Here is a 16198-nt window from a genome sequence, read left to right as displayed (position 1 = left end):
CCCCTTGGAGCTGCTGATGTCCGTGTTCATCCTGGCCTCCGGCCCGTTCACCGACGGGCGGATCTGGAGCGAGGTGGCCGACCGGCTGCGGCACCTGGGCGCCGAAGCCCATCCCGTCACGCTGAGCAGGCAGCCCGAGGCCGATCTGGAGACGCAGATCGAGGACCTGGTCCGGCTGATCGACTCCCTCGACCCGGCCCCGGTGGTGCTGGTCGGCCACGACTACGCCATCCATCCGGTGCTGGGCGCGGCGGACCGCCGTGCGGAGCGGGTGGCCCGGATCGTGTACCTGGACGCCGGACTGCCGCAGCACGGCGACCGGGCGCTGGCGCTGGTGTCGGATCCGACGGTGCATCAACTACCCGACGGGGCGGGCTATTGCGAGTCGGTCCTTCCCCCGGGGCCGGGCGAGTGGCAGCGGTGGGGCAGTACCGAAGGGCTGTCGGCGCAGCAGTTGGAGCTGCTGAGCCGGCTGGCCCAACCGCAGCCGTCCGGGACGCTGACGCAGCCGCTGCGACTGACCGGCGCGGCGGCGGCCGTGCCGACCAGTGGAATCCTCTGCACAGCGGGCGGGATGACCGTGGACACCGTCGAGGCACTGGTACGGACCGGTCCGCCGCAGTTCCGGAAGCTGGCCGATCCGCGGGTGGGATTCTTCGACCTGGCCACCGGTCACTGGCCGATGCTCTCCCGGCCGGACGAACTGGCCGAGGTGCTGCTCAGCGCGGCGGCGGGTGAGGGGCGGAGGCTGACCACGCCCGAGGGCGGCGAATCGCCGTTCACCCGACCCTTCGTACTCGACGTCACCGTTCCGGGGCAGCCGAAGGAGCGGAACGGGCGGCTGGATCTGCACCTGCCCGAGCCGGGAGCGGCACCGGGCCCCTGGCCCGCGGTGCTGTTCGTACACGGCGGGCCGCTCCCGCCCGACCTCGTCCCGGCGCCGCGCGACTGGCCGTTCTTCCTCGGCTACGGCCGCTACGCGGCGAGCCTGGGCGTGGTGGGCGCCGTGGTGGAGCACCGCCTGTACGGCATCACCGAGTATCCGCAGGCCGCGGACGACGTGGCCGAGGCCGTTGACCAGTTGCGGGCCGACCCCCGGGTTGACCCCGACCGGATCGCCCTGTGGTTCTTCTCCGGTGGCGGGCTGCTGGCCGCGGACTGGATCGCCGCCCGGCCCGGGTGGCTGCGTTGCGCGGCCCTCAACTACCCGGTCTTGCAACCGCTTCCGGGGTGGGGCGCGGTCGGCCCCCGGTTCCGCCCGAGTGACGCGCTGCGGGCCGGCGGCGGGGGGCTGCCGCCCGTCGTGCTCACCCGGGCGGGTCTGGAGACGCCGCAGATCGCGGCCACGGTCGAGGAGTTCGTACGCGCGGCGGAGGAGACCAAGGCCCCGGTCGAGATCATCGACGTGCCGAACGGCGTGCACGGCTTCGAGACCGCGAACCCGACGGACGAGTCGCGCGCGGCGGTGACCCAGGCGATGCGGACGGTGCTCGCGCACCTGAGGTGCTGAGGGTCTGAGGGGCTGAGGTAATGAGGCCCTGAGGCCCTGAGGCCCTGAGCAGCCGGGATTTGGGGCGGCAGTGGTCAGGCCAGGCCCGCCAGGTACTGGGTCAGGCCCAACGCGGTGCACTCGTCGGTGCCGTCCCCCGCCTGCACGCCCAGGCGACGGAGCACACGGTTGAAGGCCCAGTCCGCCTTCGGCGTCCGCGCCTGGCTGCCGTCGAAGTCCGTGAGGGAGGAGTCGACGACGGTGCCGTCCACAGCGGCGAACCCGGAATGCCGGTAATCGTCCAACTCCAGGAACGCGACCGGGCCGGGGAGGTGCGGGCGCAGTCCCACGGCCTCGATGATGACCTCCGCAGGCTTTCGCGTGTGCCGATCAGTACGGTGGCTTCAGTCACGGGAGCCCCACTGGTGGCACCTGGGCCCACTGGCGGGTGATGGTGATGTGCTTCCGGTCCTTCAGAAAGGCGGAGAGGACCTGCGCGGCCTCCTCCTTCACCCAGCCTGTGCGCATCTCGTACCCGGCGTCCGAGAAGAAGTCCAGGGTCTCCAGAAAGCAGGCCCTGACCAGCTCCAGATCCTGGACCGGGAGCCTCCGGGACGGCCGGAACTCCCCCCACTCGTCGATGTACTGCTGCAGTTCCGCCTTGGTGCGGCCGAATCGGGCGACGTAGTCGGAATCCGGGAGCCGGTCGACCGCGTATGCCGCTTCGACCAGGGAGTCCCGCACCAGATGGTGCTCCCGCAGCGAATCCACGGCCATGTCGTACATGTCGTCGGCCCAGGTCAGCTTCATTTTCCGAGAGCCACTCCGGTCTTGGTGGGCGATAGGACGGAGCATCGCAGAAATCCGGGTGCCGCGCGGCGTCGGGCGCCGGGTCAGTGCCCGGTGACGTGGCGCGGTCGCGCGGCGATGACGCCGAGGACCGCCTGCGGGACCAGCAGGGCGGTCAGCAGCAGGAAGGGCACGGTCCAGCTGCCGAGGCCGTCATGGAGCGCGCCCAGGGCGGTGGGACCGGTGGCCGCCAGGACGTAGCCGAAGCACTGCGCCATTCCGGAGAGCTTGGCAGCGTGCTGGATGTCGGGAGAGCGCTGGACGATGAACAGCAGCGCCAGGCTCATCGCCGCCCCCTGTCCCAGCCCGAGCAGCAGCATCCACAGGTAGGCGCCCGCGACCGGCGCGGTGAGGATCCCGGTGAAGCCGATCGCGCAGAGCAGGGCGGCGACGGTGGCCAGGGTGCCGGCCCGCAGTCGCCTGCCGATCAGGATCGGGGCGGTGAAGGCGCCGGCGACGGCCAGCAGGCTGGAGAAGGACAGCATCCACCCGGCGGTGCCCGCGGTCATCCCGGACTCCTCCAGGATGGTGGGCAGCCAGGCCGCGGCCGCGTAGTAGGTCAGCGACTGCAGGCCCATGAACCCGGTGACGCCCCAGGCGACCTTGTCCCGCCACAGCCCGCGAACCACCGGCCCCGCGCCACCCGCCGTCGCCCGGTGGTCGGCGCGGAAGCGCAGCTGCGGCAGCCAGACCACGATCGCCACCACCACCAGGACTCCCCAGCAGGCGATGGTGGCCTGCCAGCCCAGACCGGTGGCCCGCCGCAGCGGCACGGTCACCCCCGCCGACAGAGCAACTCCGCCGAACAGCGCCATGGTGTACAGCGCGGTCATCAGCCGGGCCCGGGTGGGGAAGTCACGCTTGATCAACCCGGGCAGCAGCACATTCGCCACCGCGATCCCCGCCCCGATCACCACGGTTCCCGCGAACAGGGCGGCGGTGGAGTCCAGCAGCCGCAGCGCGGTGCCGGTCACGATCGCCACCATCACCGCAAGCAGGCACCGCTCGGTGCCGAACCGGCGCCCGAGACGCGGGGCGACGGGCGCCAGCAGGCCGAAGCACACCAGCGGGATCGCCGTCAGCAGACTGACCCCCGCGGCCGACATCCCGGTGTCCTGGCGGATCGTGTCCACCAGCGGGGACACCGCCACCAGCGCCGGCCGCAGGTTCAGCGCCAGCAGCACGATGCCCATGGCCACGTAGACGGCCCTGCGGCCGGTCGGCCCGACCGCCCCCGCGGCCCCGACCGCCCCGACCGCCCCGACCGCCCCGACCTCATGGTCCGTACGCACCGTAGTCATGGGCTCGGCCTTTCAGCGGGTCAGCAGGTCAGCGGGTCAGCAGGTCATCGGGTGATTTATCCAGTCCATCGTTTCTGCCGCCCCCTCGGCAGAGGAGACCGACTCCACCGGGGCAGGTCCAAAGACCCCGAGTAGGGTGTCCCCCATTCGCTGTCGATCAAGGAACTGCCGCCGCCACCGCGGCCGGTCAAGGAAGGTCACTGATGGGGGACACGCAGCAGGGACTGATCCGGCAGCAGGGACGGATCCGGCTGGGCATCATCGGGCTGGGCGCGATGGGCGCTGAGATGCTCGACGTCGCACAACGGCACCCGGAGTTCGAGGTGGTGCTCGCCGCCGACCCCAGCGAACGGGCCCTGGACCGGGTCCGTTCCGTGCACGGCGACCTCGCGCTCTCGCGCGATCCGGCCGAGGTTCTGGGCCGGGCCGGGATCGACGCGGTCTATGTCGCCGCGCCGCCGAACACCCACGCCCGCTACGCCGTCGAGGCGATGAAGGCGGGCCGGGCGGTCTTCTGCGAGAAGCCGCTGGCCGTGGACCCGGCTGACGGCGCCGAGATGGTCGCCGTCGCCGAAGCCACCGGCACGGTGAACGCCCTGAACTTCGCGTTGTCGGACCGCGCCGCCGCCCTGGAGGTCGCCCGTGCGGTCCGCGCCGGCGAGGCGGGGGAGGTGGTCGGCGTGGAGCTGCGGCTGCTGTTCCCGCAGTGGCCGCGGCCCTTCCAGCAGGAGGCCGACTGGCTGGCCGGACGGGAACAGGGCGGCTTCCTGCGCGAGGTCGCCTCGCACTTCGTGTTCCTCACCGACCGCCTGCTCGGACCGCTGGAACCGGTGCACACGCAGGTCGCCTACGGCCCGCGGAGCGAGATCGGGGCAGTCGGACTGCTGACCGCCGGCACCACCCCGGTACGGGCTCTCCGGGCAGGTGGCGGCCGGGCCCGAGACCTATGAGTGGACCCTCTACGGCTCCCGCCGCTCCTACCGGATCACCGACTGGGCCGACCTGTGGATCGGCGACGCCCAGGGCTGGCACCGGACCGAACCCGCCGGGCCGCGTGGCAGCGAGGAGACCCGGCTGGGCGAGTTCGCCGGGGCGATCCGGGGCCGGCGGTCGACCCTGGCGGACTTCGCCGCCGGACTGCGGGTGCAGCACGTCATCGAGCGATTCCACCTTTCCCACGAAGCTATGTGACGCTGCGTCACTTCAATCATCGGGCCGCGAGGAGGAGCAGGGAGGCGACAGCCAGGGCGAGGTAGCCTCCGGGAAAGGCGATGTTGTGGAGCACCCGGGTGCGCAGGTGGGTGGCGACGGCGCCGATGAAGAACAGGACCAGACCGATCGCGGCGGCGATGCCGATGGACCGGACGCCCACCAGCCCCAGCAGCAGCCCGACGGCTCCGGCGAGTTTCAGCGAGGCAAGCCACGGGATCCACGACCGCGGCACACTCACTTCGTCCGAGTTGGCAAGGACGAACGCCGCTCCGGAGAGGTCGACGACGGCGATCCCCGCATTCGCCGCGATCGTGACGACGGTGACCACGAGATAGGCAAGGAACATGCGGATACCCTCCAAGAACACTGGCCTGCTGATTGCCCCAAGCCTCGACAGTCCCCTGCCGCACGTCCAATACCTGTACTCATAACCTGATGGCATGGATGTCGACACCCGACTGTTGCGCTACTTCCTCGCCGTCGCGGAGGAGGGGAACCTCACCCGTGCCGCGGAGCGGCTGTTCGTCTCCCAGCCAGCGCTGACCAAGCAGATCAAGCAGCTGGAAACCCTTCTTGACCTGCGGTTGTTCACCCGCTCCCGGCTCGGCATGGCCCTCACCGAGCCGGGCCGGGCCCTGGCGGAGCGGGTGCCGGCGCTGCTGGCCGCGTGGGACCGGGCGCTGCGCGAGACCAGAAGCGCGGCCGGGCTGGCCGCACGGGTGCTGCGGGTCGGTTTCCTGGCCAGCGCCGCCAATGAGGCCACCGAGCTGATCATCGCTGAGTTCGGCCGCCGGCAGCCGGGCTGGCGGGTGGAGATGCGGCAGGCCGCGTGGTCCAACCCGACCGCCGGGCTGGCCGACGGGGACGTCGACGCCGCGCTGCTGCGGCTGCCCTTCCCCGGCCAGGACTCCCTGCGGGTGGAACCGCTGTTCACCGAGCCCCGCTGGGTCGCCCTGCCCAGCGCGCACCCGCTGGCCGGCCGCGAGCTGATCCCCTTCCACGAGCTGTGGGACGAGCCGTTCGTGGCGGCCCCGGCCGAATCGGGCTGGTGGCGGGACTACTGGCTGGCCGCCGACGAGCGCGAGGGACACCCGGTCCGGATCGGCGCCGTCACCGAGCACCCCGACGACTGGCTCAGCGCGATCGCCAACGGCTACGGGATCGCCCTGGCCCCCGAATCCGCCGCCCGCTTCTACGCCCGCCCCGGCATCGGCTACCGGCCGGTCAGCGGCATCAGCCCCAGCGAGGTCGGCGTCGCCTGGGCCCCGGCCGACGACACCGACCCGTGGTCCAGGACTTCGTCCGCTGCTGCCTGGAGCTGACCTGACGCGGACGACGACGGGCGGGACCGTCAGCCCGTCCCGGCCGTCTGCCAGGCCCGGCCCAGGGCGTCTGCCGCGACCAGGGCGTCGGACACCGTCTCGACGTCCACGGCGAACGGCTCGTTGTGGATCGTCTCGCCCTCGGCCGTGGCCCGGGCCGCGATCTGCTCGACCGTGTCGCGCTTGGCGTCGGGCAGGCCGAGACCGGCGAGGGTCACCGGCAGCCCGACGGCCGTGCAGAAGGCGAGGACGGAGCTGGTCTCGCTGCTCGGCGCGCCCTCCAGGACGAGTTGGGTGAGGACGCCGAAGGCGACCTTCTCGCCGTGCAGGTAGGGGTGCGTCTCGGGGACCGCGGTCAGGCCGTTGTGCACGGCGTGGGCGGCGGCCAGGCCTGAGGACTCGAAGCCGAGGCCGGAGAGCAGGGTGTTCGCCTCGATCAGGCGCTCCACCGCAGGGGTCACCACCTGCTGCCGGACCGCCGCCAACGCGTCCGGGCCGTCGGCCAGCAGCGTCCGGTGGCAGAGCTCCGCCAGCGCCGCGGCCGCCAGCGTGGACGCGCCGCCACGCATGGTGCGGACCCGGCCCGCCACACAGGTCCTGGCCTCGAACCAGGTGGCCAGGGCGTCGCCCATGCCGGCCGAGAACAGCCGGGCCGGGGCCTGGACCACGACGCTGCTGTCCACCAGCACCAGCGCCGGGTTCCGCCGGACGAACTGGTAGGCCTCGAACCCGCCCTCCTCGGTGTAGACGACGGAGAGGGCGCTGCACGGGGCGTCGTTGGAGGCCGCGGTCGGACAGCTCACCATCGGCAGGCCGAGGTCGTCCGCCGCGGCCCGGGCCGCGTCCAGGGCCTTGCCGCCGCCGGCGCCGACGATGACGGCGCTGCGGTTCGCGGTCGCGGCCCCGGCGATCCGGGCGATCTCGGCGCGGCTGCACTCACCGCCGAAGGCATGGACGGCGTAGTCGAGGCCGGCCGACGCGAACGTCCGCCGCCAGGTCGCGGCGAGCAGGCGCTCCGCGCTCGGGGAGGCCACCACCAGGACCGGGGCGGCGAGCCCGAGCCGGACCAACTCCGGGCCCAGGGACGCGGTGGCGTCCCGACCCTGGACGTAGTGCCCGGGTGAGGAGAAGACGTTGAGCATGTCGGCAGTCTTCCGCGGATCGTCGCCGGAACACACCCCGCAGCCTCAACTCTCATTCACCGGGGCCGGGGCCGGAGCTGGGGCTGGGACGGCGTGGGCGTCGGCGACCGCGACCTTCGGTCTGCTGTCGGCCCATGCGGTGAGGAACTGGAAGGCCGCACGGCTCGGCGAGTCGGCGGGCGTGCTGTGGACGATGATCGTCTGGTCCGGGTGGGAGGCCACCTGCAGCGCCTGCCAGTCGAGCGTCAGCGGACCGGCGATCGGGTGGGTGATCCGCTTGCTCCCCGACGTGATCGCCTGCACCTCGTGCCGCGCCCACCAGCGCCTGAAGTCGAGGTCGCGCACCGCGAGTTCCCCCACCAGAGCGGCCAGTTGGGGATCGTCCGGGTAGCGGGTGGCATCCATCCGCAGCTTGGCGACGAAGCCGCTGGCGATCTGCTCCCAGTCGACATAGAGACTGCGGATCCTGGGCTCCAGGAAGATCAGGCGGGCAAAGTTGCGCCGCTCGGGAGCGAGGGTCGAGAAGTCCAGGAAGAGGGCTGCGCCGAGGTCGTTCCAGGCCAGTACGTCCAGGCGCCTGCCCAGCACGATCGCGGGCGACTCGACCAGGCTGTCGAGCAGGTGCCGGGTCTGCGCGGTGATGGATCCGGCGACGACCCTGCTGGACCTCGGACGGGGGAACCGCCCATGGAGAAGAGGTAGGCACGCTCGTCGTCGCTCAGCCGCAGGGCGTCCGCGAGGGCGGCCAGCACCGAGCCGGACGCGTTCGCCATCCGTCCCTGCTCAAGCCGGATGTAGTAGTCGACGCTGACCCCGGCCAGCTGCGCCAACTCCTCGCGCCGCAGCCCCGGCACCCGGCGCGGACGGGCCCCGGAGGGCAGGCCGACCGCCTCGGGCGGTGTGGCCGCCCGTTTCGCCTTGAGAAACTCACTGAGAGTCAGCTGGATCTCCACCTTCGCGTCCATGCTGCCGAGTATGCGACGCGTACCAGCGGCGGCGGCCACCGGGCCGGGGCTCGGGCCGGACGGCCCGGACGTACTCAGGCCGACCGGCCCGCCGCGGCTTCGGCGACCGCCTGCACCACGGCCTCGGCGACCGCGGTGTCCTCCTGCACCGAGCCGCCAGAGACGCCCACCGCGCCGAGGATGCCCCCGTCACCGTCGCTGATCGGCAGGCCGCCGCCGAAGGTGACCAGGCCGCCGTTGCTGTGCTCGATGCCGTAGACCGGGCCGCCGGGCTGCGAGATCTGGCCGATCACCGCGGTGGGCAGGCGGAACAGCGAGGCGGTCCTGGCCTTCTTGAGGGCGATGTCGATCGAACCGAGCCAGGCGCCGTCCATCCGCGAGAACTGCACGAGGTGCCCGCCCGCGTCCACGACGGCGATGTTCATCCGGACGTTGATCTCGGTCGCCTTGGCGATTCCGGCCAACACGGCCTCGGCCGTCGTCGCCTGGGTCAGGGAAGTCATGTCGGCATCGTCCTCGGGTCTTGACGGGTGGTCACACCGGTGCGGATCGCACCGGCGCGGTACGGATCCCAGACTGCCGAGCCGCCGGGGAAAGAACCAGGCCTCCCTCTTCCCGGGGAAGCCCGATCCTGGGTCCGGCGCTACCAGTCACGCGGACTGGGTGCGCGGGGTGACCACGGGCCAGTCGTTGTCGACCTCGGCCAGGATGTTGAAGTAGTTGGTCAGCACGTTCAGCGCGAGGTGGCCGACCACCTCGCCGATCTCCGCGTCGGTGACCCCGGCCTCGCGGGCCGCCCTTAGGTCGGCGTCGGCGACCGTGCCGCGGCCGCGGGCGATGGCGTCGGACAGCGCCAGCAGCGCGGCGGTGTGCGGGTCGGACGCCTTGGCGTCGCGGGCCTGCTCCAGCTCCAGGGCGTCGACCTTGGCGAGGTGGCCGCCGATGTAGGTGTGCGCGGACAGGCAGTAGCCGCAGCCGTTGTACTCGGCGGTGGCGATGGCCAGCCGCTCCCGGACACCGGCGGGCAGCACGCCGCCGGCCAGGGCTCCGGACAGCGCCAGGTACCCCTGGAGCAGGGCCGGGCTGTTGGCCATCACCTTGGTCATGTTCGGGGTGAGCCCCAGGGTCTTCTGCACGTCGGCCAGCAGTTCGGCGGCCCGGCCGGTCGCGGTGGCGGGGTCGATCGGGGTGAACGCGTCCATGGGTACCGCACTCCCTCTCAGTTCTAACGTCTGGATGCAATTGCAACCATTAGGACCATGCCACGACCGCAGCGGACTGTCAACGGAAAGAGGCCGTGGCAACCATTAGAAGTACGGTAGGCTCGGGGCATGGAGACACGCGCGCCGCTGCTGGGCGAACCGCTGCCGGTGGAGCTGATGAACACGATCTGGGCCGACCGTGACGGCGTCCACGACGCCCTGCGCGACATCGCCGGCACCTCGGCCTGGCTGCGCGCCATCGCCCCCGCCTCGACCCCGGCCTCGACCCCGCCCCCCGCCTCGTCCCTGGCTCCGGTCTCACCCCTGACCCGGGTCTCACCCCTGGCCCCGGCCCCGCCCTCGGCCTGGACGCCCTGTCCGCCACCGAGATCGACCACCTCGCCCAGCGGCTGCTCGCGCTGCGGGACGCCCTGCGGCGGCTGGCCGCCGAGGCCACCGGCGACCCTCGGCCCGCGGCGGCCTCGGCGACCAGGGAGCTGTCCGCCGCCGTGGACGCGGTCAACCAGGCCGCCGGGGCGGTACCGCGCTGGTCGGCCCTGGCCTGGACTCCCGGCGAGGCGCCCGCACGCCTCATCCGCACCGACGGCCAGGCCGCCGCCGCCACGGTCTCGGCCATCGCCGAAGAGGCGATCGGCCTGTTCAGCCAGAGCGACCGACTGCAGCTGCGGGCCTGCCTGGCCCCCGGCTGCGTCCTGTACTTCCTCAAGGACCACCCCCGGCGCGAGTGGTGCTCCCCGGCCTGCGGCAACCGCGCCCGCGCCGCCCGCCACTACCAGCGCCACCGCAGCTCAACGGCCTGACGGCGCACCGGCGGTTCCGGAACAGGCCCTGCGGTTCCGGAACAGGTCCGTTCTCTTGACAGTGCTCCGACTGGGGGCGGATTCTCCTGAGAGCGCTCTCACGGCCCCCCGTCACTACACCGCTTCCTAGGCAGAAGCGGTGGGCCGGGCTGCCCACCCACCGCAAGGAGTACCCATGTCGTTCCGAGCCAAGCCCCGGCAGTTAGGGCTGCGCCAACCCCGTAGCCGACCCCAACGCCGTCCCCAACGGCGCTTCGCCGTAGGCCTGTTGGCCGTCACCGCGATCGCCGCGGTGACCCTGGCCGGCTCCCCCGCCTCCGCCCAGTCGACCGCCGTCCGGGCCGGCGTCGCCGCGGCGGCCGCACCGGCCGCGGTCCAGCCGGCCGCGGTCCAGCCGGCCACCGTGCCGGCCGCGCCGGCCGGGTTCAGCACCACCTGGAGCGACGACTTCAGCGGCGCCGCCAACACCGCCCTGAACACCGACACCTGGCGCTACGACGACGGCGCGGGCGCCAACTTCGGCACCGGCGAGATCGAGACCACGACCAACAGCACCGCCAACGTCTACCAGGACGGCAGCGGCCACTTGGTGCTCAAGGCGCTGCACTCGGGCACCGACCCGAACGCCGGCTGGACCTCGGGCCGGGTGGAGACCCAGGCCGACGGCTTCGGCGCCCAACCCGGCGGCGTGGTGCGGATGCAGGCCTCCATCCAGCAGCCCAACGTCACCACCGCCAACGGCGCCGGATACTGGCCGGCCTTCTGGATGCTGGGCTCGCCGCTGCGGATCGGCGTCCCGTGGCCGGGCTCCGGCGAGATCGACACCATGGAGGACATCAACGGCCGCAGTTCGCTGTTCGGCACGCTGCACTGCGGCGTCAGCCCCGGCGGCCCCTGCAACGAGTCCACCGGCATCGGCAGCGGCGAACGCGCCTGCACCGGCTGCCAGACCGGTTACCACACCTACGCGGTGGAGGTGGACCGGTCCACCTCGCCCGAGCAGATCCGCTACTACCTCGACGGCGCCAACTACTTCACCGTCAGCTCCAACCAGGTGGACGCCGCCACCTGGGCCAATGCGGTCGACCACTCCTTCTACATCATCTTCGACCTGGCCATCGGCGGCGCCTTCCCGGCCGCGTTCGGCGGCGGCCCCAACGCCGCCACCGTCTCCGGCGGCCAGCTGAACGTCGACTACGTGGCCGTCTACAACAAGCCCCCGGCCGCCGCGTCCGGCACCGACATCGCCCTCGGCAAGCCCACCACCGCCTCGTCCGTGGAGAGCGCCACCTTCCCGGCGTCCAACGCCACCGACGGCAACATCACCACCCGCTGGTCGAGCGGCTTCAGCGACCCGCAGTGGGTCCAGGTCGACCTCGGCCAGTCCTACAACCTCACCCACGCGACGCTGACCTGGGAAGCCGCCTCCGCGGCGGCCTACCAGATACAGACCTCCAACGACGGCGCCACCTGGACCACCATCGCCACCAACAACAACAGCCCGACCGACATCCAGGACCTCACCCTGTCCGGCGCCGGGCGCTACCTCAGGGTGAACGCCACCAGCAGAGCCTCGCAGTACGGCGACTCGCTGTATGAACTGGCCCTCTACGGCACCCCGTCCGCCGGTGGCGGCGGACCCACCGGCGGCCCGACGACCCTGCTGTCGCAGGGGAAGACGGCGACCGCCTCCTCGGTGGAGAACGGCAGCTTCACCGCGCCCAACGCGGTCGACGGCAACGCCGGCACCCGCTGGTCCAGCAGCTTCTCCGACCCGCAGTGGCTGGAGGTGGACCTCGGCGCCAGCCACACCATCAGCCAGGTGGTGCTCAACTGGGAGGCCGCCTACGCCACCGGGTTCCAGATCCAGACCTCGGCCAACGGCACCACCTGGACCACGGTCTACTCCACCACCACCGGCACCGGCGGCAACCAGACCCTGCCGGTGACCGGCACCGGGCGCTACATCCGGATGAACGGCACCGCCCGGGCCACCCAGTACGGCTACTCGCTCTGGGAGTTCCAGGTCTACGGCAGCTGACCGCTCCCCCGTCCGATCGACCGCGGCCCCGACTGCACCCCCATCGCAGTCGGGGCCGACGTCGTCCGTCGTGCTCCTACTCTCCGGGCTGCTCCAGCACCGACCGGATCGCGGGCCCGAGGGCGTCCTCGATCTCCTGCCGGCTCAGCGCGGTGACGGCCGGCAGCCGCAGCAGATAGCGGGTCAGCGCCAGGCCCAGGAGCTGGGCGCTGACCAGCCCGGCCCGGCGTGCGGCGACCTCCGGGCCGAGGGCGGCCGCCATCGCCGGAGCCACCTGGGCCGCGAAGATCTCCCGCATCCGCTCGGCGGCCCGTTCATTGGTGACCGCCGAACGGAGCAGCACCAGCAGCGCGTCGTCGGCCGGGTCGCTCTCCCAGCGGTCCAGGAAATGACGCACCATCAGTGCCGCCCGCTGCTGCGGCGGGCGCCGCGGTGAGGTCGGGCAGCCGCAGGTCGATGCTCAGCGCGGCGTCGAAGAGCTGCTCCTTGTTGCCGAAGTAGCGCATCACCATCGACGGGTCGATCTCCGCGTCGGCGGCGACGGCGCGGATGGTGGTGCGCTCATAGCCCTGGTCGGCGAACCGGGTGCGGGCGGCCCTGAGGATCGCCGCCTTGGTCCGGTCCGAGCGCTTCGCCGGGTCGGCTCCCTCATGGCCCCATGTCATGCCAACAAGTGTAGGCCACCAACTGTTGACTTTCCAGTGCGGGCCGGGGCATCCTGACAACAGGCGTTGGCCAACAAGCGTTGGCAACGAGGGAGCGAGCACCGGAAGCGAAGGGGTACCACCGTGAAGACCACCGTGACAACAGCTGCGAACACTGCCCAGAACACCCCCGCACTGCCTGCCGGGACCGAGGTCGCCATTGTCGGTGCCGGCCCCACCGGGCTCGCCCTCGCGATCACACTCGCCGCCGCCGGCGTCGACTTCGTGCTGCTGGACCAGCTCGCCGAGGGCCTGAACACCTCCCGCGCCGCCGTGGTGCACGCCCGCACCCTGGAGGTGCTGGCCGAGCTGGGAACCGCCGAGCAGCTGATCGAGCGCGGCCTCCCGCTCACCCGGTTCACCCTCCGCAGCGGCACCCGGCAGCTGCTCACCATCCCGTTCGACGGACTGCCCACGCCCTACCCGTACACGCTGATGGTCCCTCAGGACGAGACCGAGCGCGTGCTGCTGGCCCGGCTGCGGGCGCTGGGCGGCGAGGCCACCCGCCCGTACCGGGTCGCCTCGGTGGTCCAGGACGGGGACGGGGCCACCCTCACCATGAGCACCGGCGAGACCCTGCGGGCCGGCTACGCGGTCGGCGCCGACGGCATGCACAGCGCGGTGCGGGAGGCCTCGGGCATCGGCTTCACCGGGGGCGCCTACGGCGAGTCCTTCGTGCTGGCCGACGTCGAGATGGACTGGGCGCCGGGGGCTGACGAGGTGTCACTGACCATGAACGGCAACGGACTCACCGTCGTCGCCCCGCTGCCCGGCGGCCACTACCGCATCGTCGCCACCGTGGACGACGCACCCGAGACCCCCGAACTCGCCTTCGTCCAGCGGCTGCTGGACCAGCGGGCACCGGGCCGGGCCAGCGTCACCGCGCTGGCCTGGTCGTCCAGGTTCCGGGTGCACCACCGGGTGGCCGACCACTACCGGAGCGGACGGCTGCTGCTGGCCGGCGACGCCGCGCATGTGCACAGCCCGGCCGGCGGCCAGGGCATGAACACCGGCATCCAGGACGGCTACGCCCTCGGCCGCGCCTTCGCCGAGGGACGGTTGGACGGCTACGAGGAGCGGCGCCGTCCGGTGGCCCAGCGGGTGGTCGCCCTCACCGACCGGATGACCCGGATGGTCACCAGCCGCAGCGCGGTCGTCCGCGGCGTCCGCGATCTGGCGCTGCCGGTGCTCGGGCACGTCCCGGGGCTGACCACCCGGCTCGCCACCGAACTCGCCGAGCTCGACTACCGCTGACCGGCCTTGGCGCTGCCAGACCCCGCCGACACCGAAGCCCAGGCGTGCAGGGGGCCGACCCAGACGGCGGTGATCCCGCTGATGTAGCGGGCGCCGCAGGTGTCGCCGGGGACCACGAGCTGGGGTCCGGCCGCGTCCAGCGGACGGCCGTCGATGCTGGTGGCCAGCAAGATCTGCAGCCCGCTGAACTCGGGGTCGATCTCGGCCCAGGACAGCACCACGAAGTGGCCGTCCGCGCCGGTGACCGTGAGCAGGTGGCCCAGCCTGGCCTTGCGGGTGGCCGACTCCAGCCGCGGTCCGGCCGTGCCCAGCACGTCCCAGAGCTTCGGCCCCTCGAAACTGTGCCGCTGGGGTCCGTTACTGCGGCAGTCGAAGCTGACCTCCGCGCGGTGGGCGGGCAGACCGCGCAGCTGTTCCACGGTCAGTTCGGCGGGCCGGTCGAGGTGGCCGTGCAGGAGGACTGCCGGGGTGGATCGGCTCATCGGACCCCTTCCGAGGTGGTGCCGTACGACTGGGGTGGGGATACCCGGCGCCGGGTCGGACGAATCGCAGCTGCGAGGTGGAAGGTCGGTCGCGCGCCGCAGCTACCAGGGGACGAACGGCCGACAGCTGGCAGCTGCCGTGGCCCGTCGGCGAGGCAGGGCAGAGCCCGAGGGGCCTACTGCGCGCCGAGCGTCATCCACTTCTCCGGCCTCTCGAGCGGCGCGAAGCCCACCTTGGCGTAGACCGCGTGGGCGTCCGCGGTGGCCAGCATCACCCGGCGCAGTCCATAGGGCGCGAGATGCTCCCGGACAGCGGTGACCAGGGCGTGCCCCAGGCCCTTTCCCCGGCTTTCCCGAGCGATGTAGACGTCGCACAGCCAGGCGAAGGTGGCCGTGTCGGTGACCACCCGGGCGTAACCGAGCTGGACGCCGGTGGCGCGGTCGTAGACCCGAAGTTCAGGGAGTTGGCGATGGCGGTGTCCTGCTTCTCCCGGGACCGGCCCAGCGCCCAGTACGCGTCCGTGGAAAGCCACTGGTGGATGGCCGCATGGTCGAGTCGCGCCGGGTCGGTGGATATGTCATGGCCGGCGGGGAGATCTGGGAGATCAGTGCTCATGCTGCATATAAGCAGTCTGCGTTTGCCTTGGTCCACTGAGAATCTGTGTCTGGGTGATGGGATGATTGACCCATGCCTGAGCACCCATCAACCGACCTGAGTACGGCCGACTCCACCCACGGAATCCAGGCACTGCTCCGGTCGCTGCCGGTGTTCGCCACCGAGTTGCCCGTGTTCGACCCCGAGGACGCTCCCGCTGATCCGGTGGCCCTGTTCGTGCAGTGGCTGCACGCCGCGGTCGAGGCGGGCGTCCGCGAGCCCCATGCCATGTCCCTGGCCACGGCCGACGCCGGGGCTCGCCCGTCCGCACGCGTGCTGATCTGCAAGGACGTGGACGCCGCCGGGGGCTGGTACTTCGCCTCCGGGGCGGGCAGCCGCAAGGGCCGGGAGCTGGCTGCCAATCCGCAGGCCGCGCTCACCTTCTACTGGCCCGAGCAGGGACGTCAGATCCGGATCACCGGCCCGGTCGCCCCGGCCGGGCCCGAGCGCAGCGCGGCGGACTTCCTGGCCCGCTCGCCGGGGGCCCGCGCCGAGGCGCTGCTGGGCCGTCAGTCACAGCCGCTGGGCGACCCGGCCGAGGCCGAAGCCGCGCTGAAGCAGTCCCAGGACCACCTCGCCGCCCACCCTGGCCTGATCGCCCCGGACTGGACCCTCTACGCCGTCGCGGCGGAGGAGGTCGAGTACTGGCAGGCCGACGAACAGCGCCGCCACACCCGGCTCCACTACCAACGCGGCAGCGACCAGACAGCCTGGACCCGCCAACGCCTCTGGTCCTGACCCGCCCCCCGCCCGGACCGG

Annotated in this window: 17 protein-coding genes and 3 pseudogenes; 8 read left to right on the top strand and 12 right to left on the bottom strand. The window is 72.2% G+C overall.

The window, feature by feature from the left end; translation table 11 throughout:
• Positions 1-16 precede the first annotated feature (16 nt).
• Entirely contained in the window at positions 17-1510 is a 1494-nt protein-coding gene (locus tag ACXKR8_RS27460; protein WP_458267254.1) for a dienelactone hydrolase family protein, read from the top strand.
• A gap of 74 nt (positions 1511-1584) precedes the next feature.
• Here ACXKR8_RS27460 and ACXKR8_RS27455 read toward each other — a convergent pair whose 3' ends face one another.
• From ACXKR8_RS27455 to ACXKR8_RS27445, 3 genes are all read right to left on the bottom strand, one after another.
• The gene (locus ACXKR8_RS27455) at positions 1585-1839 is read right to left on the bottom strand and encodes a hypothetical protein (protein ID WP_458267253.1); all 255 of its coding nucleotides are present in this window, start codon (positions 1837-1839) and stop codon (positions 1585-1587) included.
• A 58-nt stretch (positions 1840-1897) separates the two neighbouring features.
• On the bottom strand, positions 1898-2299 hold the full coding sequence (locus tag ACXKR8_RS27450) for a hypothetical protein (protein WP_462099882.1): 402 nt from the start codon (positions 2297-2299) through the stop codon (positions 1898-1900).
• Positions 2300-2382: 83 nt separating this feature from the next.
• Positions 2383-3630 carry a CynX/NimT family MFS transporter gene (locus ACXKR8_RS27445; RefSeq protein ID WP_458267252.1) on the bottom strand — a complete coding sequence of 416 codons (1248 nt, stop codon included), beginning with the start codon at positions 3628-3630 and terminating at the stop codon, positions 2383-2385.
• A gap of 212 nt (positions 3631-3842) precedes the next feature.
• On the opposite strand from ACXKR8_RS27445, the gene ACXKR8_RS27440 reads away from it, so the two are divergent.
• On the top strand, positions 3843-4589 hold the full coding sequence (locus tag ACXKR8_RS27440; protein WP_462099881.1) for a Gfo/Idh/MocA family protein: 747 nt from the start codon (positions 3843-3845) through the stop codon (positions 4587-4589).
• On the top strand, positions 4564-4830 hold the full coding sequence (locus ACXKR8_RS27435; protein WP_462099880.1) for a hypothetical protein: 267 nt from the start codon (positions 4564-4566) through the stop codon (positions 4828-4830). Before ACXKR8_RS27440 ends, ACXKR8_RS27435 begins: the two co-directional genes overlap by 26 nt.
• Positions 4831-4846: 16 nt before the next feature.
• Here the strand turns inward: ACXKR8_RS27435 and ACXKR8_RS27430 are convergent, their stop codons facing one another.
• The gene (locus tag ACXKR8_RS27430; protein WP_458267250.1) at positions 4847-5197 is read right to left on the bottom strand and encodes a DoxX family protein; all 351 of its coding nucleotides are present in this window, start codon (positions 5195-5197) and stop codon (positions 4847-4849) included.
• A 94-nt stretch (positions 5198-5291) separates the two neighbouring features.
• On the opposite strand from ACXKR8_RS27430, the pseudogene ACXKR8_RS27425 reads away from it, so the two are divergent.
• A pseudogene (locus ACXKR8_RS27425) lies at positions 5292-6178 on the top strand (LysR family transcriptional regulator).
• A gap of 24 nt (positions 6179-6202) precedes the next feature.
• Here the strand turns inward: ACXKR8_RS27425 and ACXKR8_RS27420 are convergent.
• From ACXKR8_RS27420 to ACXKR8_RS27400, 5 genes are all read right to left on the bottom strand, one after another.
• Positions 6203-7315 carry a glycerol dehydrogenase gene (locus ACXKR8_RS27420; RefSeq protein WP_458267248.1) on the bottom strand — a complete coding sequence of 371 codons (1113 nt, stop codon included), beginning with the start codon at positions 7313-7315 and terminating at the stop codon, positions 6203-6205.
• A 45-nt stretch (positions 7316-7360) separates the two neighbouring features.
• Positions 7361-7903, bottom strand: a complete 543-nt coding sequence (locus ACXKR8_RS27415; protein ID WP_462099879.1) for an MmyB family transcriptional regulator — start codon at positions 7901-7903, stop codon at positions 7361-7363.
• Positions 7798-8280 carry a helix-turn-helix domain-containing protein gene (locus ACXKR8_RS27410; protein ID WP_462099878.1) on the bottom strand — a complete coding sequence of 161 codons (483 nt, stop codon included), beginning with the start codon at positions 8278-8280 and terminating at the stop codon, positions 7798-7800. Before ACXKR8_RS27410 ends, ACXKR8_RS27415 begins: the two co-directional genes overlap by 106 nt.
• Before the next feature lie 74 nt (positions 8281-8354).
• Positions 8355-8783: a GlcG/HbpS family heme-binding protein gene (locus tag ACXKR8_RS27405; protein ID WP_458267246.1), complete on the bottom strand. Its 429-nt coding sequence runs from the start codon at positions 8781-8783 to the stop codon at positions 8355-8357.
• Between the two features lie 147 nt (positions 8784-8930).
• On the bottom strand, positions 8931-9482 hold the full coding sequence (locus ACXKR8_RS27400; protein WP_458267245.1) for a carboxymuconolactone decarboxylase family protein: 552 nt from the start codon (positions 9480-9482) through the stop codon (positions 8931-8933).
• 509 nt (positions 9483-9991) lie between these two features.
• Here ACXKR8_RS27400 and ACXKR8_RS27395 point away from each other — a divergent pair.
• Positions 9992-10303, top strand: a complete 312-nt coding sequence (locus ACXKR8_RS27395; protein WP_462099877.1) for a CGNR zinc finger domain-containing protein — start codon at positions 9992-9994, stop codon at positions 10301-10303.
• Between the two features lie 175 nt (positions 10304-10478).
• Positions 10479-12344, top strand: a complete 1866-nt coding sequence (locus ACXKR8_RS27390; protein WP_458267243.1) for a discoidin domain-containing protein — start codon at positions 10479-10481, stop codon at positions 12342-12344.
• Positions 12345-12420: 76 nt separating this feature from the next.
• On the opposite strand, the pseudogene ACXKR8_RS27385 reads toward ACXKR8_RS27390, so the two are convergent.
• Positions 12421-13009: pseudogene (locus tag ACXKR8_RS27385) on the bottom strand (TetR/AcrR family transcriptional regulator).
• Between the two features lie 123 nt (positions 13010-13132).
• Here ACXKR8_RS27385 and ACXKR8_RS27380 point away from each other — a divergent pair.
• Complete coding sequence (locus ACXKR8_RS27380; protein WP_458267241.1) at positions 13133-14302, top strand: FAD-dependent oxidoreductase; 1170 nt, start codon at positions 13133-13135, stop codon at positions 14300-14302.
• On the opposite strand, the gene ACXKR8_RS27375 is transcribed toward ACXKR8_RS27380, so the two are convergent.
• Complete coding sequence (locus ACXKR8_RS27375; RefSeq protein WP_458267240.1) at positions 14293-14784, bottom strand: molybdopterin-dependent oxidoreductase; 492 nt, start codon at positions 14782-14784, stop codon at positions 14293-14295. The genes ACXKR8_RS27380 and ACXKR8_RS27375 overlap by 10 nt on opposite strands.
• Before the next feature lie 176 nt (positions 14785-14960).
• Positions 14961-15400, bottom strand: a pseudogene (locus tag ACXKR8_RS27370) (GNAT family N-acetyltransferase).
• Between the two features lie 72 nt (positions 15401-15472).
• On the opposite strand from ACXKR8_RS27370, the gene ACXKR8_RS27365 reads away from it, so the two are divergent.
• Positions 15473-16177: a pyridoxine/pyridoxamine 5'-phosphate oxidase gene (locus tag ACXKR8_RS27365; RefSeq protein WP_458267238.1), complete on the top strand. Its 705-nt coding sequence runs from the start codon at positions 15473-15475 to the stop codon at positions 16175-16177.
• Positions 16178-16198 lie beyond the last annotated feature (21 nt).

It is taken from the genome of Streptacidiphilus sp. PAMC 29251, assembly GCF_054208735.2.
The sequence above is the reverse complement of the archived record's forward strand: the minus strand, read 5'-3'. Positions and strand labels throughout refer to the sequence as shown.